This is a genomic window from Allobosea sp. (genome assembly GCF_017308015.1).
In the GTDB taxonomy this organism is placed as follows: domain Bacteria; phylum Pseudomonadota; class Alphaproteobacteria; order Rhizobiales; family Beijerinckiaceae; genus Allobosea.
Genome location: NZ_JAFKFW010000012.1, coordinates 83,003 through 104,783 on the forward strand (window position 1 = coordinate 83,003; position 21,781 = coordinate 104,783).

Here is a 21,781-nt window from a genome sequence, read left to right on the forward strand (position 1 = left end):
CGGGCCTTGCTCTGGATCCATCCGCGGCGCGGAGCGCGGTCAGGTGCCGGAATAGGTCACGCCCGGGGCGGCCTTGAGCTGATCCTTGGTCATCGTGATCTTGCCGTGATCCGGATACATGGCCGGCGCCTTCGGGGCGGTCGCGGCGGGCGCAGAGGCCGTGCCGCCGGCGCTCCCGGATGCAGCCGGGGCCGGAGCCGGCGGGGCGATCGGCTGGTCGCTCCAGTTTACCTGATCGAACGGAACTGCGACGTCCTTCGAGCCGATTCCGAGGAAGCCGCCGACGCCGATCGTGACCATCTCGACCTTTCCGGTCTTGTCGACGATCACCTCGGTGACGTCGCCGACCTTCTTGTCGTCCGGGCCGTAGATGTCGACGCCGATCAGCTTGCTGGCGCGCCACTTGCCCTGGCCGGCCAGATTGGTTTCGGGCGTGGTGCTGGCGGTCGACTGCGTTGCGGTCGGTGCTACGGGGGCTGAAGAGGGCGGCGTCGGCGCGCTGGTCTGGGCCATGGCGGCAGTGGCGAGCATCGCGACACCAACGGTCGACAACATGAAGTGATGATGCCTGATCATATCTTTCTCCCGATTGTTTCCGCTTTCAGGCGGGTCGAGTCGACAACAAACGAGAAGCAGGATTGTTCAGATGATAATTCGGTTGATTTCGATTTCTGTTCGAATGCTGCGAGAGTATGGTCGGAATAATGACAAAATTCATTGACCTGGCGTCTTAAACTTGTTGTCGCCGGGTGATTGCTTGCTGGCTGGAGCTATGTTCCAATGCCGCATCCGTGGAAACGTCGCAGCCGCGGGTGCTGTTCCGCACGCGGTGCTACAAGGTGCTCCGATGCCGGCCGTTCCTGTCACGCTTTCCGTCGACGAGCGCACGCTCGCCGTGCTCGATCGTCATATCGATCTCCATCGGCCGGGGCACTCGCGTGCCGAGGTCATCACGGAGATTCTCGCCGTCTGGGCGGCCAGTCCGGAGCATGCGGTGGAACCGGACGAAGGGCTGCGCCCCGAAGATCTCAACGCGAGCAACGATTGCTGAGTTTTCGGGCCTGGCGCGTTGCGATCAGTCATCGGCGTCATCGCGCCGCAATTCGAAGGCGAGCATGGCTTCGGCCAGCGCATGCAGCTCGCGCTCCTTGTCCGCGCTGTCCGGCATTGCGTTCAGCTCTTTCACGCGCTGCTGGGCGCGATCGTAGTCTTCGTCGGTGTGAATCACGATGGGCAGCTTCACGGGCTTGTTCTCCTGGGCTGCGAGGCGGAGTTGCCCGCCAGCGGTGAGGGGCGCGGCATGTCGACGATAGCGAAGGTTTCGCCCCGCCGATCCGAACGGTCTTCGGGCAGCATGGGTTCCACCCGCGGCGCCGTCTCCTCGGCTTAAGCCTTCGGCAAGGCGAGCGGGGCATGGTGAGCGTTCCCGGTTGGGAGCAAGGTGCCGAAAGGGCGGGCGATGCGAGGTTTTCTGATTCCGGCCTGCCTGGCGGCAGCAGGGCTGGCGGCGACAGGCAAGCCTGCAGCGGCCTTCTGGCAGCGATCGCAAGTCGCGGCCTGTTCGGATGCCACGACCGACGCGGAACGTCAGCGCCTGCGCTGCTGGGAGCTCAATGCCTATGCCGATCCCGGCTGGCCTGCATTGGGAAGGAGCGGCGGCGCGTATCTGCTGCCCGCGCCGGCGATCCGCCCCGATCATGGGCACAAGGGCGGGGGCGTGACCCGGCGGCTCGGCTGAGGAACGATATCGAGAGCGCGCGCCTGCTGCTGCCGGCGCAATCGCGATCCGGACGTGGTGAGCGGGGAGGGGATCGAACCCTCGACCACATGATTAAAAGTCACGTGCTCTACCACTGAGCTACCCGCCCTCACCGGGCCGCTGACATACGGAGCGGAAGGGCGGCGGTCAACTCGTTCCGTGCAGGTCGCGCGATTTTGCGGTGGAGGCGAGCCGGTTCCTGCAGGTTGCGTTAACTCGGCGGAAACCAAACCGCCCTAGCGTTTTCGACATGGTTATTCGCCGCGGTCTCCGGTCGATCTTCGTGACATTGGCCCTCTACGTCGTGTCGGGGGCGGCCGTGGCCTATTTCATGTTCCACGCCCAGCACGGCGCGCGTGGCCTCGAAGCACGCGGCGCCATCCGGGAGTCGCTGCGCGATATGGAAGGCGAGCTCGCCACCCTGACGGCCGAGCGCAAATCCTGGGAGCAGAAGCTGGCCCTGGTGCGAAGCGAAGCTGTCGATCGCGACCTCCTCGAAGAAAATGCCCGCGAAATCCTCGGCAGGACCCATAAGAACGATGTCGTCATCATGGGGCGCTGAGGCAAAAATGCCTCCCGCTTAGTTCCAGACGTATCGATTAACTTGAATTCGGTTAAATTGATGCGCCTCTTGTTTTTCAAGAGGTTGGGCCATGCTGCACTGCGAGATAGCGTCCTCGCCAAGGTTTTTTTGATCCTCTACAACTTGGATCGAATGACCTTGGAGGACCGCCTATGGCTGTTGCTGCGCGTAAGTCGAAAGCTCCCGCTCAACCCAAAGCCGCCGCGAAGCCGGCAAAGGCCAGGGCCGGCAAGGACGCGGGAGCCCTCAGCAACATCCCGACCTTCACGAAGGACGAAGACCTCCACGCCTATCGCGAGATGCTGCTGATCCGGCGCTTCGAGGAGAAAGCCGGTCAGATGTATGGCATGGGCCTGATCGGCGGCTTCTGCCACCTCTATATCGGCCAGGAAGCCGTCGTCATCGGCATGCAGATGGCCTCCAAGGATGGCGACCAGGTCATCACCGGCTATCGCGACCACGGTCACATGCTGGCCTGCGGCATGGAATCGCGCGGTGTGATGGCCGAGCTGACCGGCCGGCGCGGCGGCTACTCGCGCGGCAAGGGCGGCTCGATGCACATGTTCAGCCGCGAGAAGAATTTCTATGGCGGCCACGGCATCGTCGGCGCGCAGGTCTCGCTCGGCACCGGCCTCGCCTTCGCCGACTGGTATCGCGACGACAAGACGGTCTCGCTGACCTATTTCGGCGATGGTGCGGCCAATCAGGGCCAGGTCTACGAGAGCTTCAACATGGCCCAGCTCTGGAAGCTGCCGGTCGTGTTCATCATCGAGAACAACCGTTACGCCATGGGCACGGCGGTCAGCCGCGCCTCGGCGCAGACCGATTTCTCCCGGCGCGGCGTCTCCTTCGGTATTCCAGGCGAGCAGGTCGACGGCATGGATGTCCGCGCCGTGCGCGAGGCGGCGTTCCGCGCCATCGAGCACGCACGCTCCGGCAAGGGCCCGTATATCCTCGAGATGCAGACCTACCGCTATCGCGGGCATTCCATGTCCGATCCGGCGAAATATCGCTCCAAGGACGAAGTCCAGCGCATGCGCGAGGAGCATGATCCGATCGAGCAGGTTCGCGCCCGTCTGGTTCGCGACTTCAAGGTGGGCGAGGACGAACTCAAGGCAATCGACGCCAAGGTGCGCGAGATCGTCAACGATGCCGCCGAGTTCGCAACGCATGATCCCGAGCCGGATCCGTCGGAACTCTTCACCGATATCCTGCTGGAGACCGCGCGGGGCTGATCGCCCTGCGCCTGCCGGCCTTCATCCTTTTCCCCGCGTCTTAGAATCCGGGTGCGTTCATGCCGATCGACATTCTCATGCCTGCGCTTTCTCCCACCATGGAGGAAGGAAAACTGGCCAAGTGGCTGAAGAAGGAGGGCGATCAGGTCAAGGCCGGCGACATCATCGCCGAGATCGAGACCGACAAGGCCACGATGGAGGTCGAGGCGGTTGACGAAGGCGTGCTTGCCAAGATCCTGGTCGCGGACGGCACCGAGAACGTTGCCGTAAACACGCCGATCGGCGTGATTGCGGCCGAGGGTGAGGATGTCTCCGCCGCCGCCAGCAGTGGCGGCAAGGCTGCCGCTCCCGAAGCCAAGGCGGAGCCCAAGGCCGAGGAAAAGGCCCCGGCCAAGGCCGAGGATGCCCCGGCTGCCAGCAAGCCGGACAGCATTCCCGCCCAGGCCAAGGCCTACGATTCCTCTTCGGAATTTCCGGCCGGCGCCGAGCTCGTCAGCACCACGGTCCGCGAAGCCCTGCGCGACGCGATGGCCGAGGAGATGCGCCGCGACAAGGACGTGTTCGTCATGGGCGAGGAGGTCGCCGAGTACCAGGGCGCCTACAAGGTCACGCAAGGCCTGTTGCAGGAATTCGGTCCGAAGCGCGTCATCGACACGCCGATTACCGAGCATGGCTTCGCCGGTATCGGCGTCGGCGCGGCACTCTCCGGCCTGAAGCCGATCGTCGAGTTCATGACCTTCAACTTCGCCATGCAGGCGATCGACCAGATCATCAACTCCGCCGCCAAGACGCTCTACATGTCCGGCGGCCAGATGGGCTGCCCCATCGTATTCCGCGGTCCGAACGGCGCGGCCGCCCGCGTCGGCGCCCAGCACAGCCATGACTATGCGGCCTGGTACTCGAACGTGCCGGGCCTCAAGCTGGTGATGCCCTACAGCGCCTCCGACGCGAAGGGGCTGCTGAAGAGCGCGATCCGCGATCCGAACCCGGTGATCTTCCTCGAGAATGAGATCATGTACGGCAAGTCCTTCGACGTTCCGAAGGGCGACGACTTCCTGATTCCGATCGGCAAGGCGAAGGTGGTGCGTCCGGGCACGGACGTGACGATCGTCTCCTTCGGCATCGGCATGACCTATGCGCTCGGCGCCGCCGAGGCGCTGGCCAAGGAGGGCATCGAGGCCGAGGTCATCGACCTCCGGACGATCCGACCGATGGATATCGAGACCGTCATCGCCTCGGTGCAGAAGACCAATCGCTGCGTCGCGGTCGAGGAAGGCTTCCCGCAGTCCGGCGTCACCGCCGAGATCGGCATGAAGATCATGGAGGCGGCCTTCGACTATCTCGACGCCCCCGTCGCCCGCGTCACCGGCAAGGACGTGCCGATGCCTTACGCCGCGAACCTCGAGAAGCTCGCTTTGCCGAATGTCGGTGAGGTCATCGCGGCGGCCAAGGCCGTCTGCTATCGCTGAGAGGGGGGCTGACCGATGCCGACCAACATCCTGATGCCCGCGCTTTCTCCGACCATGGAGAAGGGCAATCTCGCCAAGTGGCTGAAGAAGGAAGGCGATACCATCAAGTCCGGCGACATCATCGCCGAGATCGAGACCGATAAGGCCACGATGGAGGTCGAGGCGGTCGACGAAGGCGTGCTCGCCAAGATCGTGGTGCCCGAAGGCACGGCCGATGTCCCGGTCAACGAGGTGATCGGCGTGATCGCCGGCGAGGGCGAGGACGCCAAGAGCATCTCCGCTCCGGCGGCCGGTGGCGCTGCGCCTGCCAAGACCGAGGCGCCCAAGAGCGACGCGCCGAAGGCTGAGGCTCCGGCTGCTGCCGCGGCTCCCGCACCGGCTGCGGCGGCTCCGGCTTCTGCTGGCGGCAGCCGTGCTTTCGCCTCTCCGCTTGCTCGCCGCATCGCCAGGGATGCCGGGCTCGACCTGAATGCGATCAAGGGCTCCGGCCCGCATGGCCGCATCGTCGAGAAGGATGTCGAGGCGGCCAAGGCCGGTGGTGGCGCCAAGGCTGCTCCGGCTGCCGCTCCCGCCGGGGCACCGGCCGCCAAGCCTGCGGCTGCGCCGCTGGCGAGCGGTCCCTCGGACGAGCAGGTCAAGAAGCTGTTCGAGCCGGGCTCCTACGAAGAAGTCCCGCATGACGGCATGCGCAAGACGATCGCGCGCCGCCTGACCGAGGCCAAGCAGACGGTTCCGCATTTCTACGTCACCGTGGATTGCGAGCTCGATGCGCTCCTGAAGCTGCGCGGGGAGCTCAACGCCGCGGCGCCGGAGAAGGACGGCAAGCCGGCCTACAAGCTCTCGGTCAACGACATGGTGATCAAGGCGCTGGCGCTGGCGCTCAGGGCCGTGCCGGACGCCAACGTGTCCTGGACCGACAACGCCATGCTCAAGCACAAGCATGCCGATGTCGGCGTCGCCGTCTCGATCCCGGGCGGGCTGATCACGCCGATCATCCGCGACGCCTGCCACAAGAGCCTGTCGCAGATCTCCAACGAGATGAAGGACATGGCGGCCCGCGCCAAGGCCCGCAAGCTGAAGCCCGAGGAGTATCAGGGCGGCACGACGGCGGTCTCCAATCTCGGCATGTTCGGGGTCAAGGACTTCGCGGCGATCGTCAATCCGCCGCATGCGACGATCCTGGCGGTCGGCGCCGGCGAGCAGCGCGTCATCGTCAAGGGCGGCCAGCCGGCCGTGGCGACGGTGATGTCGGTGACGCTCTCGACCGACCACCGCGCCGTGGACGGCGCGCTCGGCGCCGAGCTTCTCGCGGCGTTCAAGGGCTATATCGAGAAGCCCATGGCGATGCTGGTATAGGTATAATTCGGTCGCTAATTGGGCTGTCGGTGATGAATCTGTCGCTCAGGAAGGCACTCTGCATTTTCCTTGCAGTGACCATCGTTTCGATCGCATGGGCTCTTGTCGGTCTTATTCAGAATTTGATTACCGACAAGAGTCCGCTATTTCACTTCATCGACGGCTTGAAGAACGCAACTCTTATTGCGGCTGCTTTTATTTATTCAAAAATTTCACAAAGATTCGATGGATTTAATCTTAAGTATGTGGGACGCTTGGATTTTAATTCCGAAACGATGATAATTACGGTAGTGATATTCTTATTGTACCAATTTTACTGCTTCATATTCGGATTCATGATCGCGTCGCTGACGAAAGCATATCATATACACAATCTTTTTCGAGATTTATCTGCAAGTGACCTCTTGAACGTCATCAACGCAGAGAAGGTCGGCGCTTTCATTGCGAGCATTGCGGGGTTTTTCAGTGCATTGCCATTTGTCGTCATCATTGCGCTTGGGTGCAGTTATTTTAAAGTGAAGGTAAGTTTAATCTATCTATTCGCTCTTATGTCGGCTTTAAATTTTGGAAATTTTCTAATCACTCGTATTATAATCTCAAGCAACGATGCTTTTTACGTTGATGGGTTTTTAGTTTCGATAGTCTTTGGAATGTCTATTTTTATCGTATTATCTTATTTTATTGGGTCGTTTATCGCAAAATTGGCAACTGCCAGATTACCGGCAATACCGTAGGGTGAAATCATGGCTGACTACGACATCATCGTCATCGGCTCCGGCCCCGGCGGCTACATCGCGGCGATCCGGGCCGCGCAGCTCGGCTTCAGGACAGCGATCGTCGAGCGCGAGCACCTTGCCGGCATCTGCTCGAACTGGGGCTGCATCCCGACCAAGGCGCTGCTGCGTTCGGCCGAGATCCTGCATTACGGCCAGCACGCCAAGGATTACGGCCTGACGCTGGAAGGCTCGTTCAAGGCCGATCTGGATGCGATCGTGAAACGTTCGCGCGGCATCGCCGCGCGGATGAACAACGGCGTCCAGTTCCTGATGAAGAAGAACAAGGTCGACGTGATCTGGGGCGAGGCCAAGCTGACCAAGCCCGGCACGATCGTGGTCGCGCCGACCAAGAAGCCGGCGATGCAGCCGCAGACGCCGCCGCCCAAGAACGCCAAGGGCGAGGGCACCTATACCGCCGACCACATCATCGTCGCGACCGGCGCAAGGCCGCGCGCGCTGCCCGGTCTCGAGCCGGACGGCAAGCTGATCTGGACCTATTTCGAGTCGATGGTGCCGGCCAAGATGCCGAAATCGCTGCTCGTGATGGGCTCCGGCGCCATCGGCATCGAGTTCGCCTCGTTCTACCGGACGATGGGCGTCGAGGTGACCGTGGTCGAGGTGCTCCCGCAGGTCGTGCCGGTCGAGGATGCCGAGATCGGCGCCTTTGCGCGCAAGGCCTTCGAGAAGCAGGGCATGAAGATCATCACCGGCGCCAAGGTGACGAAGGTCGAAAAGGGCGCGGACTCCGTCACCGCCCATATCGAGGACGATAAGGGCGGCAAGCAGACGATCACGGCGGACCGGATGATCTCGGCCGTCGGCGTCGTCGGCAATATCGAGAATCTCGGCCTCGATGCGCTCGGCGTGAAGACCGATCGCGGCTGCATCGTCATCGACGATCTCTGCCGGACCAACGTCAAGGGCGTCTATGCGATCGGCGACGTCGCCGGCCCGCCGATGCTGGCCCACAAGGCCGAGCATGAGGCGGTGATCTGCGTCGAGGCTATCAAGGGCCTGCATCCGCACCCGATGGACAAGCTGATGATCCCGGGTTGCACCTATTGCCACCCGCAGATCGCCAGCGTCGGCCTGACCGAGGCGAAGGCCAAGGCCGCCGGCCACGAGATCAAGGTCGGCCGCTTCAACTTCGTCGCCAATGGCAAGGCCGTGGCGCTCGGCGAGGATAGCGGCATGGCCAAGACGATCTTCGACGCCAGGACCGGCAAGCTGCTCGGCGCCCATCTCGTCGGCCCGGAAGTGACCGAGCTGATCCAGGGCTTCGTCGTCGCCATGAACCTGGAGACGACCGAGGAAGAACTGATGCACACGATCTTCCCGCATCCGACCCTGTCGGAGGTGATGAAGGAGAGCGTGCTCGACGCCTACGGCAAGGTCCTCAACGCCTGAGGCGCAACGACGATGACGGAGAGCCCGCGGAGCCGGCTCTCCGCAGGCGCCAGGGCGGGGGCAAGTCATGAAGCGCTTGGCAGTGAGGTTTCTCGCGGTTTTCGCTGCTGCCTTGTTTGGCAGCGCCGGAGCCTTGGCCTGCGAAGGCGACAAATGCGCCAACGGCTTGGCCTATGAGACTTTCGGCGCGGCGTCGGCCGGTTCGCGTCCTGTGCTCGCGATCTTCGTCCATGGCGACGTCTCGGCCGGTGGGCCGGCCGATTACATGTACGCTTACGCCCGGCAATTCGCCGCCGGGCGCAAGAATGTGGTGGCGGTCGCTTTGCTGCGGCCCGGCTATTACGACCGCACCGGCCAGCGCAGCGACGGTTCCGACAACGGCCGGCGCGATACGTTCCATTCCGGCAACAACCGCGCCGTCGCCGGGGCGATCAGCGAGCTGCGACAGCGCTATAGCGCCCGCAGTGTCGTAGCTCTCGGGCATTCGGGCGGTGCCGGCACGATCGGCGTGGTGGCCGGCAACAACCCGGGCCTGATCAACGGGCTCGTGCTGGTGTCCTGCCCCTGCGACGTGACCGCCTGGTATGCCAGCCGCGGCCGGAGGCCCGGCTCGGCCCAGTCGCCGGTCGACTATGTGTCGGGCATTCCCGGCGGTACGCCCGTCATAGCCGTCACCGGCCAGGCCGATGACAACACCCGCCCGGAACTGGCAGCGGACTATGTCGCCAAGGCGCAGGCGCGAGGCCTGCCGGCGAGAGCGCAAATCGTCGGCGGCGGACATGGTTTCAGCGGCGCGCTGGCGGCGACCTCGATATCCGCGCTGGGCGCGATGGCGCGCTGATCCACCACGATAGGGCATGATCGGCTTGGCGTCCGCCCACCCGCGCTCCATATTGCGCCGATGCCGCCACGCACCCGCAAATCTGCCAAGCCCGATCGCGTCGTCCGCGACGAGGAGATCGAGATCCTGCCGCCGCGCCGAACGTTGCCGCTCGACTGGAGCGTCATCCTGCCGACCGTGGCATTCGGTACGTTTACGGGCTTTGCTGCCAGCCTGGTCGTCGGCGGTGGCGGTGTGATCCGCCATGCGGTCGTCGGCGTACTCGGCATGCTGGTCGGGCAGGGCATCGTGCGCCTGACCGGCTGGCGCCTCAACACAGGCTACAGCTTCCTCGACGATGCCGGCATGGCGGTGCTCGGCGCCATCCTCGTCATCCTGCTGGCACGTTTCATCGCCTGAGCTAAGATCGCGGGTGGAACCGGCCGCCGCCGTCTCCGTTGTTTTGCCGCGCAACCGCGCATGGCCAGGGGGATATCCGCGATGGAAAGTTTTGCCGCCACCATGGCCCAGCCGGGCTATGGCTTCTTCATGACGCTGCTGATCGGCCTCCTCGCCGGCTGGATCGCCGAGCGTCTGACCTCGTCCGATCACGGGCTCTTCACCAATATGCTCGTCGGCGTCGCCGGCTCCTTCGTCGGCGCCAAGGTCGCGGAGCTCCTGGAGATTCCGGTCTTCGGTTTCTGGCGGACACTGACCGCCGCCATCGCAGGCGCCATCATCGTCATCGTGATCTGGAACGCGGCCCGCGGTCGCAGGTGAAGCTCTGTTGCCGGGGGCAGCAGTTGCGGCAGAGCGCTTTGGGGATTAGCTAGGGGAAGCCGGCTTGGGCCGGCTCCCGCTGCTGAAGCCCGGATCTTGTTATGGCGCTTGTTCTCGACCTGCTGAACCGCGATCCGCGGCCCAATGCCGGCAATCCGAAGGCGCAGGCCACGGAAGTCCGCCATCCCGAGAAGCAGAAGCGGCCGGAGAACCCGGTCCTGCGCAAGCCGGACTGGATTCGCGTCAAGGCGCCGGGCTCGCCGAAATGGGCCGAGACCAAGGCGATCGTGAAGGCCGAGAAGCTGGTCACGGTCTGCGAGGAGGCCGGCTGCCCGAATATCGGCGAGTGCTGGGAAAAGAAGCACGCCACTTTCATGATCATGGGCGACACCTGCACGCGGGCCTGCGCCTTCTGCAACGTAAAGACCGGCGTGCCACAGGCGCTTGATCTCGAAGAGCCCCGCAAGATCGCCGAGGCTGTCACCAAGCTCGGCCTCGAGCATGTCGTCATCACCTCGGTCGATCGCGACGATCTCAAGGATGGCGGCGCCGAGCATTTTGCCAATGTCATCCAGGCGATCCGCAAGGCGTCGCCCGGCACCACCATCGAGATCCTGACGCCCGACTTCCTGCGCAAGCCCGGAGCGCTCGAAGTGGTCGTGGCGGCCAAGCCGGACGTGTTCAACCACAATCTCGAAACCGTGCCGGGCAAGTATCTGAAGGTCCGCCCGGGCGCGCGCTATTTCCACTCGCTACGCCTGCTGCAGCGGGTGAAGGAACTCGACCCCACCATCTTCACCAAGTCCGGCATCATGGTCGGCCTCGGCGAGGAGCGGAACGAGGTGCTCCAGTTGATGGACGACCTGCGCTCGGCCGAGGTCGATTTCATGACGATCGGCCAGTATCTCGCGCCCTCGCGCAAGCACCACGCCGTGATCCGCTTCGTCACGCCGGACGAGTTCAAGAGCTTCGAGACCATCGCCTATGCCAAGGGCTTCCTGATGGTATCTTCGACGCCGTTGACCCGTTCCTCGCATCATGCCGGCGAGGATTTCGCCCGGCTGCGGGCGGCGCGCGATGCCCAGATCGGTATCGGCCACAACCGCCGCGCATAAAGCATCGGATCTATCCGATGCAAACCCATAGGATAGATCATCGTGACCGCGTCCGATTGGACGCGCGATGATCTAGGAAGGCTCGTCCTCGATGCCGATGTTCAACAGCACCCGCCGGGTGAGGCACTCGCCCGAGCAGATGTTCGCGCTCGTGGCGGATGTCGAGACATACCCACAGTTCTTGCCGCTCTGCGAGGGATTGACGGTGCGCCGGCGCACGCCGCGCGAGGGTGGCGGCGAGGTGCTGCTGGCCGATATGAGCGTCGGCTACAAGGCGATCCGCGAGACCTTCACCAGTCGCGTCACGCTCGATCCGGCCAATCTCAAGATCCTCGTCGAATATGTCGACGGGCCGTTCCGCTATCTGGAGAACCGCTGGACCTTCAAGCCGCATGAGGCGGGCTGCGAGGTCGGGTTCTTCATCTCCTACGAATTCGCAAGCCGGATGCTCGGCCTGTTGATGGGCGCAATGTTCGACAAGGCCTTCCGCAAATTCGCCGAAGCCTTCGAGAGGCGCGCCGAGCTGGTCTATGGGCGGGGTGCGGCGCCCGCGATCGGCGGCTGATCAGGGGCCGGCGAGCACGGCCTCGCGCAGCAGGTCGAGCGCTTCGAGCACGCTGAGCCGGCGGATCTCGTCGCGCGACAACTCGCCGAAGCGGCGTTCGCGATGGTGCGTGGCGGAAGCGCCGGCGCAGGCGAAATGGACCAGGCCGACCGGCTTCTCGATGCTGCCGCCGCCTGGGCCGGCGACGCCGGTGATCGAGACCGCAAAACTGGCGTGGAGGCGTGCGCGCCCGCCTTCCGCCATGGCGCGCGCCACGGGTTCGCTGACGGCACCATGTTGCTCGATCAGTTCCCCGGGTACGCCGGCGAGCGCGGCCTTCGCTTCGTTCGCATAGGTGATCAGGCCGCCCTGAACCATCGAGGACGAGCCGGCGATGGCGGTGAGGGCGCCGCAGACCAGACCGCCGGTGCAGGATTCGACCGTCGCAACCGTGAAGCCGCGCTCCTGGCTCATGTTGAGAAGCTCGGCCGCGAGCGAACGGGTCTCGAGATCGAACACGGCTAGTCCTCCTCGGGCAGGCGGATCGTCGCTGTCGCAAAGGCGACCAGGCCCTCGCTGCGCCCGATGAAGCCCATGCGTTCCGACGTGGTTGCCTTGATCGCGACCTTGCCGAGCGGGATCCCCGCGATCGCCGCGACCTCGGCGCGGATCGCCTCGCGATGCGGGCCGATCTTCGGAGCTTCGCAGACCACGGTCAGATCGAGGAAGTCGATCCGGCCGCCGCGGTCGCGGACCCGCTCGACGGCGAAGGCCAGGAACTGGGCTGAAGCCGCGCCGCGCCATTGCGGATCGCTCGGCGGGAAATGCGTCCCGATATCGCCATCGGCGAGCGCGCCGAGCAGGGCATCGGTCAAGGCATGAAGCGCGACGTCGCCATCGGAATGGGCGACGACGCCCTGATCGTGCCCGATCCGGACGCCACCGAGCCAGATATGATCGCCGGGCCCGAAGGCATGGACGTCGTAGCCGGTGCAGACGCGCGTCACGAGTGTCTTGCCCGGGCGGGCCGCGGCTCGCTGGAAATCCGCGGCATGGGTCAGCTTCACATTGGCCGGGTCGCCATGGAAGGTCGCGACCGGATGGCCCGCCCACTCCATCAGGGCGGCATCGTCGGTGAAGCCATGCAGCCGGGCCGCTTCCGCTGCTTCATGGGCCTCCAGCAGCGGCCCGAAGCGGAAGGCCTGCGGCGTCTGGACGGTGACGAGCTGGTCGCGCGGCGGGGTTTCGGCGACATGACCGTCGGGACTGGTGCGCTTCACGGTATCGGTCACGGGCAAGGCCGGGATCGCCGCTATACCGCCGGCGGCGAGGCGGTGGATCGCGGCGCTGATCTGGGCGCGCGAGACGAAAGGCCGCGCTGCATCATGAACCAGCACGATGCCGTCGAAGCCTTCGCGCGAGAGCGCGAGCAGGCCGCGCCGTACCGACGCCTGTCGCGTCGCACCGCCCAAAGTGGGGGCGGCGAGCCGCGCGCTGTCGATGCCGGCCATCGCATCGGCATAGCGTGCCTCGTCGCCCTCTCCGATCACGACGGCGATACGTTCGATCGCAGGCTCCGCCAGGAATGGCGTCAGGGCATGGGCGAGAACGGGGCGGCCTTCGACCAGCCGATACTGCTTCGGCTCGCCATCGCCGGCCCGCAGGCCACGGCCTGCCGCGACGAGCAGCGCTGCAACCGGCGGGAGCGCATCGGATTGATGGAGCATGGCGCTGGGTTCTGTCTGCAAGCGGGTCATGGGCGCATGCCATAACCAATTCTGCAGCAATGGGGCAGGGGGTGTGACGCTGTTGCGTCGCAGCAATTTCTCCAAGTGCTTGCGCTTCTGCAGCATTGTCCAATAAATATGCATCGAGACAATTGCCTTAAAAGCAGGCGGACCCTTTGGACATCGCAGGTATCCCGATCACGTCCCGCGCCTTCCTGGCGCCGATGTCCGGCGTGACCGACATCGTCATGCGCCGCCTCGCGGCCCGCAGCCATGCCGGAATCGTCGTGTCGGAGATGGTGGCGTCCGACGAGTTCGTGCGCGGCAGCGAGGAAGCGCGCATCCGCGCCGAGGGCGAGGGCGTCTCGCCGCATGTCGTCCAGCTCGCCGGCTGCGATCCATACTGGATGGGGGAGGCGGCACGGCTGGCCGAAGCCAACGGCGCCGATATCGTCGATATCAATATGGGCTGCCCGGCCAAGAAGGTGACGGGAGGCTGGGCCGGTTCGGCGCTGATGCGCGATCTCGATCATGCCGTCGCCCTGGTCGAGGCCGCTGTTGCCGCCACGAGCGTGCCGGTAACGGTCAAGATGCGCCTCGGTTGGGACGATACCTCCCGAAACGCGCCGGAGCTCGCCCGCAGGGCTGTTGCGGCCGGTGCGCGGATGATCACGGTCCATGGCCGCACGCGCCAGCAATTCTACAAGGGCACGGCCGATTGGCGCGCGATCGCGGCCGTGCGTGCCGCCGGCGTTTTCCCGCTGGTGGCCAATGGCGACATCCACGACGTGGCAGATGCGCGGGCCTGCCTCGATCAGTCCGGCGCCGATTTCGTGATGGTGGGCCGCGCCGCGCTCGGCCGGCCCTGGCTGGTCGGCGAGATCGGTGCGGCGCTCGACGGGCGCGCGTTCCGCCGGCCGACGCTGGCCGAGAAGCTGGCGCTGGCGCGCGAGCATTACGAGGGCCTCCTGTCCCTGATCGGCGTAGCGCATGGCGTGCGCCATGCCCGCAAGCATCTGGCGGCCTATGCCGACGATGCCATCGCCGATGGCTGCGAGCCCGATGCGGATCTGCGCCGCAGCCTCCTGACGTCCGACGAGCCCAGGCAGGTCCTGGCGGCGCTGACCGGCCTGTTCTCGACCGACCGCAATCGCGAAGCGGCCTGAAGCCGCAAGGAGCAGCCGATGACGGCGGTATTTGCCGACAAGGGAGCGGGAAGTGGCGGCACCTATCTGCTCGACCTGATCGAGGTCCAGGCGCTGAACGTCCTGCCGATGCCGGTGCTGGTGATCGGCGAGAGCCATGCCGTGCTCTATGCGAATACGGCAGCCGAGGATTTCTTCCAGTCCAGCGCCGCCCTGCTCAAGCGCCAGCGCATCGACGATCTCGTCGCCTTCGGTTCGCCCGTCCTGGGTGTGATCGAGGAGGTGCAGCGCCGCGGCGCAAGCGTCAGCGAGTACCGCCTCGATCTCGGCACACCGCGCCTGGGCACCGATCACATCGTCGATGTCTTTGCCTCCCCGTTGCGCAATCAGGGCGATGCAGTCGTACTGATGCTGCAGGAACGGACAATTGCCGAAAAAATGGACAGGCAGTTGACGCATCGAGGGGCAGCCCGCTCGATCACCGCCCTCGGTGCGATGCTGGCCCATGAGATCAAGAACCCGCTATCGGGCATCCGGGGCGCGGCGCAACTGCTCGAGGGCTCGATCTCCGACGACGACCGGATGCTGACGCAGCTCATCTGCGACGAGACTGACCGGATCGTGAAGCTGGTCGAGCGCGTCGAATTGTTCGGCGACGAGCGGCCGAGCGAGCGCGACGCGGTGAATGTCCATGACGTGCTCGACCATGTGAAGCGCCTCGCACGGTCCGGGTTCGCCCGGCATATCCGCTTCACGGAAGCGTATGACCCATCGCTGCCGCCGGTCGCCGGCAATCGCGACCAGCTTGTCCAGGTACTGCTCAACCTCGTGAAGAATGCCGCCGAGGCCATCGGCGAGGACGCGATCGACGGCGAGATCACTCTGACGACGGCCTATCGCCCCGGCATCCGACTTCAAGTTCCGGGATCCGCGGAGCGCATCGCTCTGCCGCTGGAGATTGCCGTGCGCGACAATGGTCCCGGTGTGCCGGCCGATCTGGTGCAGCACCTGTTCGATCCCTTCGTCACGACCAAGGCCCAGGGGAGTGGCCTTGGACTTGCACTCGTCGCCAAGGTGATCGGCGATCACGGCGGCATCGTCGAATGCGAGTCCGTCCCGCGCCGGACGCATTTCAGGATCCTCCTGCCCCTGCACCAGCTCAGGCCGGGGCAGGCAACGTAAGGGCATCAAGCAACACATGCCGACCGGTCACATCCTCGTCGCCGATGACGACGCCGCGATCCGCACCGTCCTCAACCAGGCGCTCGCGCGAGCGGGTTACGAAGTCAGGACCACGGGCCAGGCCGCCACGCTCTGGACCTGGGCCGCCCAGGGACTGGGCGATCTGATCATCACCGATGTCGTCATGCCGGACGGCAATGCCTTCGACCTGCTGCCGCGCATCAAGCGGGTGCGGCCCGAACTGCCGATCATCGTGATGAGCGCGCAGAACACCTTCATGACGGCGATCAAGGCGTCGGAGCGAGGCGCTTACGAATACCTGCCGAAGCCCTTCGATCTGAAGGAGCTCGTCGCCATCGTCGGGCGGGCGATGTCGCGCCCGCGTGGTGAGGCAGCCCGTGGCCATGCGGCCGAGGCCGAGGACATCCCGCTGATCGGCCGCTCGCCGGCGATGCAGGATGTCTATCGCGCGCTAGCACGCCTGATGCCGATCGATCTCACCGTGATGATCAACGGCGAATCCGGCACCGGCAAGGAGCTGGTGGCGCGCGCGCTGCACGATTACGGCAAGCGCAAGAACGGCCCCTTCGTCGCGATCAACATGGCCGCGATCCCGAAGGACCTGATCGAATCCGAACTCTTCGGCCATGAGAAGGGCGCCTTCACCGGAGCGCTGACGCGCTCGTCCGGCCGCTTCGAGCAGGCGGAGGGCGGCACGCTCTTCCTCGACGAGATCGGCGACATGCCGATGGAAGCGCAGACGCGCCTGCTGCGTGTTCTCCAGCAGGGCGAATACACCACGGTCGGCGGACGCACGCCGATCAAGACCAATGTCCGCATCGTCGCCGCGACCAACAAGGACCTGCGCATCTCGATCGCACAGGGGCTGTTCCGTGAAGATCTGTTCTTCCGGCTCAATGTCGTGCCGATCCGCCTGCCGCCCCTGCGCGAGCGCATCGAGGACATCCCGGATCTCGTCCGCCATTTCTTCTCCCTGGTCGAGAAGGAGGGGCTGCCGCGCAAGCAGGTCGATTCGGAAGCGATGGACGTGATGCGGCAATATCGCTGGCCGGGGAATGTCCGCGAACTGGAGAATCTGGTCCGGCGCCTGGCCGCGCTCTATCCGCAGGAAACGATCACTGCACCGATCATCGAGGCCGAGCTGCAGCCGGCGGCGGTGGGAGCAGGGTTTACGAGCAGCCCTGCGGCACCAGAGCGGGCGGAAACCCTGTCCGGCTCCGTCGAGCGCCACCTCGGCCAGTATTTCGGCGGTTTCGGCGACAATATCCCGCCGCCAGGCCTCTATCATCGCATCCTGCGCGAGATCGAGCCACCCTTGATCGCCGCTGCGCTCGCCGCTACGCGCGGCAACCAGATCCGCGCCGCGGAGCTGCTCGGCCTCAACCGCAACACGCTGCGCAAGAAGATTCGCGAACTCGACATGCAGGTGGTGCGCTCACCGCGCTGAGGCAGAGCCGCTTCCGCCTTGTGAATGTCATATTTTGACAACACCGTTGCGGCGGCGCATCAGTGGCGCCCTGCAGGCGTGATCGGTTCGCGATCCCTGCCATCTCGGAGTTGTCGGGAAACGTGTCCGCGTCGGTCAACGAAGCCAGAATAATGCCGCGCGGCGAGGAGAAGTCCCGCCGCGTATCGGGCTGGGTCGGCGGGATCGTCGTCGCGCTGGCTTTGATCTCGGCGCTGCTCACCTTCCTGGTGCTGTCGGGCGCGACGCCGATCGTGCCCGTGCACGAGGTCGTGGTCGGCGTGTTCGTGCTGAACGCGCTGCTGATCCTGGTGCTGATCGTCATCGTGGCGATCGAGGCCGCCGTGCTGATCCGCGCCCGCAAGGCGGGAGCGGCGGCGGCAGGTCTTCATGTTCGCATCGTCGGCCTGTTCAGCATCATCGCCGCCCTGCCGGCTGTGCTTGTCGCCATCATCGCCACCGTCACGATCGAGCGCGGGCTGGAACCGTGGTTCTCAGATCGGATGCGCGATGCGGTGTTCAAGTCGGTCGAGGTCGCGGATGCGTATGCCGCCAGCCAATGTCGTTCGCTCGGCCGCGAAATCCGCGTGCTCGCCGACGACCTGAGCCGGGCGAAGCCCGCCTTCGACGTCGACCGCAAATGGTTCGAGAATTTCCTGACGTCGCGCGCGACGGCGCTCGGCCTGCCCGTCGCCACGATCATGCAGCCGCCGGACAAGGTGATTGCACGCGCCAATATCAATGTGCTGCGCAATCCCCCCACGCCGGACCAGGCCGCTTTCGACGATGCGAAGGCCGCCCCGGAACCGATCTGCGTGATCCCGCGGGCGGGAACGGTGTTCGGTGCCGTGATGAAGCTGCCGAGCTACGACAACAGCTTCCTGCACGTCGCGCGCGAGGTCGATCCGCTCGCGGTCGAGTTCCCTTCGGTCGCGCGCGGAGCCGCCGTCGAATACCTGTCGATCGATGCGCGCCGGAAAGGCGTGCAGATCGCCTTCGCTTCGATGTACGGGCTGATCGCGCTGATCCTGCTGCTCTCGGCGATCTGGTTGGGCCTGAGCTTCGCCAACGGGCTCGTCGCGCCGATCCGGCGGATGATCGATGCTACCGACCAGGTGTCGAGCGGAAATTTCTATGTCCAGGTGCCGATCCGACGATCGGAGGGCGATCTCGCGCATCTCGGCGAGACCTTCAACAAGATGACGGCGGAGCTGCGCCGCCAGCGCGACAGCCTGGTCACGGCGAGCGAGGTCATCGACCGACGGCGACGCTTCACCGAGACGGTTCTCTCCGGTGTCTCCTCAGGGGTGCTCAGTCTCGACGGCGACGGGCACGTGACCACGATCAACCGCTCGGCCGAGAACCTGCTCGGGACCGGCGGGCGCCTGCTCGGGAAGCCGATCGGCGATGTCGCGCCCGAGGTGGCGGGTTTCGTTACGGAAGCCCTGCAGAACCGGCAACGCCAGAGTTCCGGCCAGGTTGCCTTCACGCGTGCGGGACAGGACCGGATGGTCAATATCCGCGCGGTGCGGGAGGGCGAGGGGAGCGGGGGCGGCCTCGTCGTGACGCTCGACGACATTACCGATCTCGTCTCTGCCCAACGCACCGCCGCCTGGGCCGATGTCGCCCGCCGGATCGCTCACGAGATCAAGAATCCGCTGACGCCGATCCAGCTTTCGGCCGAGCGCATCAAGCGCCGCTTCGGGCGCGTCATCGTCGAGGGCAAGGACGTCTTCGACCAATGCACGGATACGATCGTGCGGCAGGTCGAGGATATCCGGCGCATGGTCGATGAATTCTCGTCCTTCGCCCGCATGCCGAAGCCTTCGCTCGCCCGCGAGGACATCGTCGAAACGGTTCGGCAGATCGTCTTCCTCTGGCGGGTCGGCAATCCCCAGACGACGATCGCCGAGGTGCTCCCGGCCGATGCCGTTCCGGCGCGCTTCGACCGGCGCCTGATCTCGCAGGCGCTGACCAACGTCATCAAGAACGCGACCGAGGCGATCGAGGCGGTGCCGGCGGAGGAGCGCGGGCAGGGCCGGATCGACATCAATATGGCACGGCTCGACGATGGCCGGATCGTCATCGACGTGATCGACAACGGCAAGGGCCTGCCGGCCGATCAGCGCCAGAAGCTGCTCGAGCCCTATATCACGACGCGCGAGGGCGGCACGGGGCTGGGGCTCGCCATCGTCGGCAAGATCCTGGAGGATCATGGCGGCGGCATCGAGCTGCTCGACCGCCCGGATTCCGCCAGCGGAGCACGGGGTGCGCGCATTCGCCTGTGGTTCCCCGAAACAGGTCCCGCGCAGGACACAGAGGGCGACGATGCGGCCGCCCGGCCGAACGACGGCGCGCGCAACACGGATGATTCGAAGAATGGGATACGCCTATGAGCGCTGACATCCTGGTAGTGGACGACGAAGTCGATATCCGCGATCTGGTCGCCGGCCTGCTGGAAGACGAGGGATATCGGACCCGCAAGGCCGGTTCCGCAGACGAGGCGCTGGCCGCGATCGCATCGCGCCGGCCGAATCTGGTCTTCCTCGACATCTGGCTGCAGGGCAGCCGGCTCGACGGTCTGCAGGTCCTGGAGCTGATCAAGGAGAATCATCCCGATCTCGCGGTGGTGATGATCTCGGGCCATGGCAACATCGAGACGGCGGTCTCGGCGATCAAGAGCGGCGCCTACGACTTCATCGAGAAGCCCTTCAAGGCCGACCGGCTCGTGCTGGTCGCGGAGCGCGCGCTGGAGGCGTCACGACTGCGCCGCGAGGTGCGGGAGCTCAAGACCCGCTCCGTCCAGGCCGACCGTATCGTCGGGCGCACGACGGTGGTCAATCAGCTCCGCCAGACGATCGAGCGCGTGGCGCCGACCAATGCGCGCGTGCTGATCACCGGCGAGCCGGGCTGCGGAAAGGAGCTCGCGGCGCGCACGCTGCACAGCGCCTCGACCCGTTCGAGCGGGCCCTTCGTCGTCATCAATGCGGCGACGATCACGCCCGAGACGATGGAGGAGGAGCTGTTCGGCGTCGAAGGCGGCGACGGGCGCTCGCGCCGGATCGGTGCGCTCGAGGAGGCGCATGGCGGCTCGCTCTATATCGACGAGATCGGCGACATGCCGCGTGAGACGCAGAACCGCATCCTGCGCGTGCTGGTCGATCAGAATTTCCAGCGTGTCGGCGGCGCGACGCGTGTCCATGTCGATGTCCGCGTCATCTCCTCGTCGAGCCTCGATCTCGCGCAACTGATCGCCGACGGGCATTTCCGCGAGGACCTCTATCACCGCCTCAGCGTAGTGCCGATCAAGGTGCCACCGCTATCGGAGCGGCGCGAGGACGTGCCCGAGCTGATCGAGTTCTTCATGGAACAGATTTCGGTCGCGAGCGGCCTGCCCAAGCGCCAGATCGGCAGCGATGCGATGGCCGTGCTGCAGTCGCACGAATGGCCGGGCAATATCCGCGAGCTGCGCAACAACGTCGAACGCCTGATGATCCTGACCAAGGGTGATCCGACGGCCGAGGTGACGATCGAGATGCTGCCGGCCGAGGTCGGCGCGATGGTGCCGACGACTCCGTCGGGCTCGGGCGGCGAGCGCCTGATGAGCCTGCCGCTGCGCGACGCGCGCGAAATCTTTGAGCGCGAGTACCTGATCGCACAGATCGCGCGCTTCTCCGGCAACATCTCGCGTACGGCCGAGTTCATCGGCATGGAGCGCTCGGCGCTGCACCGGAAGCTGAAGTCGCTGGGCGTCGGCTGATCTGGCGCGATATCAGACGACGGTCATTTGGAACCACATCCTCGTCGTTCCGGGTTCGCGCCTGTGGCACGGCCGGGAATGACCGGGGTGGTGCCGGACAAGGCCTGGCCAAGAAGCGGCGTTAGGCGCTCGGTGCATGTCCATCTGCATGCCACGCAGGCAGCATGCATCTAAAGTCAGCATTGCTGCACTTGCGTTGCGGGCGAAGACGACGATCTAATGGAACATCGGTGTTCCGACGCTGGTGGAATGCGCCGCCGGCCCGAAACGGAACGAACTGGATCGCCGGATTTAATCCGATCGGCGATCCCAACAACAGGGACTACCCATGGCCGCCGAGCGGGCACAGAACCTCCAGGACACTTTCCTCAACCATGTGCGCAAGCAGAAGATCCCGCTGACGATCTTCCTCGTGAACGGCGTCAAGCTGCAGGGCGTCGTCACCTGGTTCGACAATTTCTGCGTGCTGCTGCGCCGCGACGGTCACTCGCAGCTCGTCTACAAGCACGCGATCTCGACCATCATGCCCGGCCATCCGGTGCAATTGTTCGAGCCCGAGGAAACGGACAAGAACTGATTTGGCTGCAAGCCACAAGGACGACACGGATCGGGCGGCCACGCGCGTCACAGGCGCGAA

General features: G+C 65.1%; 23 protein-coding genes and 1 tRNA gene. 19 read left to right on the plus strand and 5 right to left on the minus strand.

From position 1 onward, the window contains the following. Window positions 1-39: 39 nt before the first annotated feature. Window positions 40-576: a PRC-barrel domain-containing protein gene (locus J0I42_RS12050; RefSeq protein ID WP_291655076.1), complete on the minus strand. Its 537-nt coding sequence runs from the start codon at window positions 574-576 to the stop codon at window positions 40-42. A gap of 271 nt (window positions 577-847) precedes the next feature. On the opposite strand from J0I42_RS12050, the gene J0I42_RS12055 reads away from it, so the two are divergent. Then, complete coding sequence (locus tag J0I42_RS12055) at window positions 848-1,051, plus strand: hypothetical protein (RefSeq protein ID WP_291655077.1); 204 nt, start codon at window positions 848-850, stop codon at window positions 1,049-1,051. A gap of 24 nt (window positions 1,052-1,075) precedes the next feature. On the opposite strand, the gene J0I42_RS12060 is transcribed toward J0I42_RS12055, so the two are convergent. Then, window positions 1,076-1,243: a hypothetical protein gene (locus J0I42_RS12060; protein ID WP_291655078.1), complete on the minus strand. Its 168-nt coding sequence runs from the start codon at window positions 1,241-1,243 to the stop codon at window positions 1,076-1,078. A gap of 216 nt (window positions 1,244-1,459) precedes the next feature. Here J0I42_RS12060 and J0I42_RS12065 point away from each other — a divergent pair, with 216 nt between their 5' ends. Continuing rightward, window positions 1,460-1,738, plus strand: a complete 279-nt coding sequence (locus J0I42_RS12065; RefSeq protein WP_291655079.1) for a hypothetical protein — start codon at window positions 1,460-1,462, stop codon at window positions 1,736-1,738. A 55-nt stretch (window positions 1,739-1,793) separates the two neighbouring features. On the opposite strand, the gene J0I42_RS12070 is transcribed toward J0I42_RS12065, so the two are convergent. Then, window positions 1,794-1,868 (minus strand) — tRNA-Lys (locus J0I42_RS12070). A gap of 174 nt (window positions 1,869-2,042) precedes the next feature. On the opposite strand from J0I42_RS12070, the gene J0I42_RS12075 reads away from it, so the two are divergent. The 11 genes from J0I42_RS12075 to J0I42_RS12125 all read left to right on the plus strand — a co-directional run bounded on the left by J0I42_RS12075 (window position 2,043) and on the right by J0I42_RS12125 (window position 11,865). After that, the gene (locus tag J0I42_RS12075) at window positions 2,043-2,321 is read left to right on the plus strand and encodes an FtsB family cell division protein (RefSeq protein ID WP_291655080.1); all 279 of its coding nucleotides are present in this window, start codon (window positions 2,043-2,045) and stop codon (window positions 2,319-2,321) included. Between the two features lie 173 nt (window positions 2,322-2,494). Continuing rightward, window positions 2,495-3,577, plus strand: coding sequence for a pyruvate dehydrogenase (acetyl-transferring) E1 component subunit alpha (gene pdhA / locus J0I42_RS12080; RefSeq protein ID WP_291655081.1), 1,083 nt, complete (start codon window positions 2,495-2,497; stop codon window positions 3,575-3,577). Between the two features lie 59 nt (window positions 3,578-3,636). After that, a complete protein-coding gene (locus J0I42_RS12085; RefSeq protein ID WP_291655082.1) occupies window positions 3,637-5,046 on the plus strand; it encodes a pyruvate dehydrogenase complex E1 component subunit beta in 1,410 nt (469 codons plus the stop codon). Window positions 5,047-5,061: 15 nt separating this feature from the next. After that, the gene (locus tag J0I42_RS12090) at window positions 5,062-6,402 is read left to right on the plus strand and encodes a pyruvate dehydrogenase complex dihydrolipoamide acetyltransferase (protein WP_291655083.1); all 1,341 of its coding nucleotides are present in this window, start codon (window positions 5,062-5,064) and stop codon (window positions 6,400-6,402) included. Window positions 6,403-6,434: 32 nt separating this feature from the next. Next, window positions 6,435-7,136 carry a hypothetical protein gene (locus tag J0I42_RS12095; RefSeq protein WP_291655084.1) on the plus strand — a complete coding sequence of 234 codons (702 nt, stop codon included), beginning with the start codon at window positions 6,435-6,437 and terminating at the stop codon, window positions 7,134-7,136. A 9-nt stretch (window positions 7,137-7,145) separates the two neighbouring features. After that, window positions 7,146-8,585, plus strand: coding sequence for a dihydrolipoyl dehydrogenase (lpdA, locus tag J0I42_RS12100; RefSeq protein ID WP_291655085.1), 1,440 nt, complete (start codon window positions 7,146-7,148; stop codon window positions 8,583-8,585). Window positions 8,586-8,652: 67 nt separating this feature from the next. After that, a complete protein-coding gene (locus J0I42_RS12105) occupies window positions 8,653-9,426 on the plus strand; it encodes an alpha/beta hydrolase family protein (protein WP_291655086.1) in 774 nt (257 codons plus the stop codon). A gap of 60 nt (window positions 9,427-9,486) precedes the next feature. After that, window positions 9,487-9,825: a GlsB/YeaQ/YmgE family stress response membrane protein gene (locus J0I42_RS12110; RefSeq protein WP_291655087.1), complete on the plus strand. Its 339-nt coding sequence runs from the start codon at window positions 9,487-9,489 to the stop codon at window positions 9,823-9,825. An 81-nt stretch (window positions 9,826-9,906) separates the two neighbouring features. Then, window positions 9,907-10,185: a GlsB/YeaQ/YmgE family stress response membrane protein gene (locus J0I42_RS12115; protein ID WP_291655088.1), complete on the plus strand. Its 279-nt coding sequence runs from the start codon at window positions 9,907-9,909 to the stop codon at window positions 10,183-10,185. A 101-nt stretch (window positions 10,186-10,286) separates the two neighbouring features. Beyond that, window positions 10,287-11,300 carry a lipoyl synthase gene (gene lipA, locus J0I42_RS12120; RefSeq protein WP_291655089.1) on the plus strand — a complete coding sequence of 338 codons (1,014 nt, stop codon included), beginning with the start codon at window positions 10,287-10,289 and terminating at the stop codon, window positions 11,298-11,300. Between the two features lie 91 nt (window positions 11,301-11,391). Continuing rightward, window positions 11,392-11,865, plus strand: coding sequence for a type II toxin-antitoxin system RatA family toxin (locus J0I42_RS12125; protein WP_291655090.1), 474 nt, complete (start codon window positions 11,392-11,394; stop codon window positions 11,863-11,865). Here the strand turns inward: J0I42_RS12125 and J0I42_RS12130 are convergent, their stop codons facing one another. Both J0I42_RS12130 and J0I42_RS12135 read right to left on the minus strand, forming a co-directional pair. Next, window positions 11,866-12,363: a CinA family protein gene (locus tag J0I42_RS12130; protein WP_291655091.1), complete on the minus strand. Its 498-nt coding sequence runs from the start codon at window positions 12,361-12,363 to the stop codon at window positions 11,866-11,868. A 2-nt stretch (window positions 12,364-12,365) separates the two neighbouring features. Continuing rightward, on the minus strand, window positions 12,366-13,571 hold the full coding sequence (locus J0I42_RS12135) for a bifunctional 2-C-methyl-D-erythritol 4-phosphate cytidylyltransferase/2-C-methyl-D-erythritol 2,4-cyclodiphosphate synthase (protein WP_291655092.1): 1,206 nt from the start codon (window positions 13,569-13,571) through the stop codon (window positions 12,366-12,368). A 176-nt stretch (window positions 13,572-13,747) separates the two neighbouring features. Between J0I42_RS12135 and dusB the strand changes: the two genes are divergently transcribed. From dusB to hfq, 6 genes are all read left to right on the plus strand, one after another. Further along, entirely contained in the window at window positions 13,748-14,737 is a 990-nt protein-coding gene (gene dusB, locus J0I42_RS12140; RefSeq protein ID WP_291655093.1) for a tRNA dihydrouridine synthase DusB, read from the plus strand. A gap of 18 nt (window positions 14,738-14,755) precedes the next feature. Beyond that, window positions 14,756-15,898: a two-component system sensor histidine kinase NtrB gene (locus tag J0I42_RS12145; RefSeq protein WP_291655094.1), complete on the plus strand. Its 1,143-nt coding sequence runs from the start codon at window positions 14,756-14,758 to the stop codon at window positions 15,896-15,898. A gap of 16 nt (window positions 15,899-15,914) precedes the next feature. Then, the gene (gene ntrC / locus J0I42_RS12150; protein ID WP_291655095.1) at window positions 15,915-17,366 is read left to right on the plus strand and encodes a nitrogen regulation protein NR(I); all 1,452 of its coding nucleotides are present in this window, start codon (window positions 15,915-15,917) and stop codon (window positions 17,364-17,366) included. Window positions 17,367-17,488: 122 nt separating this feature from the next. Beyond that, the gene (locus J0I42_RS12155; protein WP_291655096.1) at window positions 17,489-19,780 is read left to right on the plus strand and encodes a sensor histidine kinase NtrY-like; all 2,292 of its coding nucleotides are present in this window, start codon (window positions 17,489-17,491) and stop codon (window positions 19,778-19,780) included. Then, window positions 19,777-21,144: a nitrogen assimilation response regulator NtrX gene (ntrX, locus tag J0I42_RS12160; RefSeq protein WP_291655097.1), complete on the plus strand. Its 1,368-nt coding sequence runs from the start codon at window positions 19,777-19,779 to the stop codon at window positions 21,142-21,144. Before J0I42_RS12155 ends, ntrX begins: the two co-directional genes overlap by 4 nt. Before the next feature lie 328 nt (window positions 21,145-21,472). After that, complete coding sequence (gene hfq, locus J0I42_RS12165; RefSeq protein ID WP_038365847.1) at window positions 21,473-21,721, plus strand: RNA chaperone Hfq; 249 nt, start codon at window positions 21,473-21,475, stop codon at window positions 21,719-21,721. Window positions 21,722-21,781 lie beyond the last annotated feature (60 nt).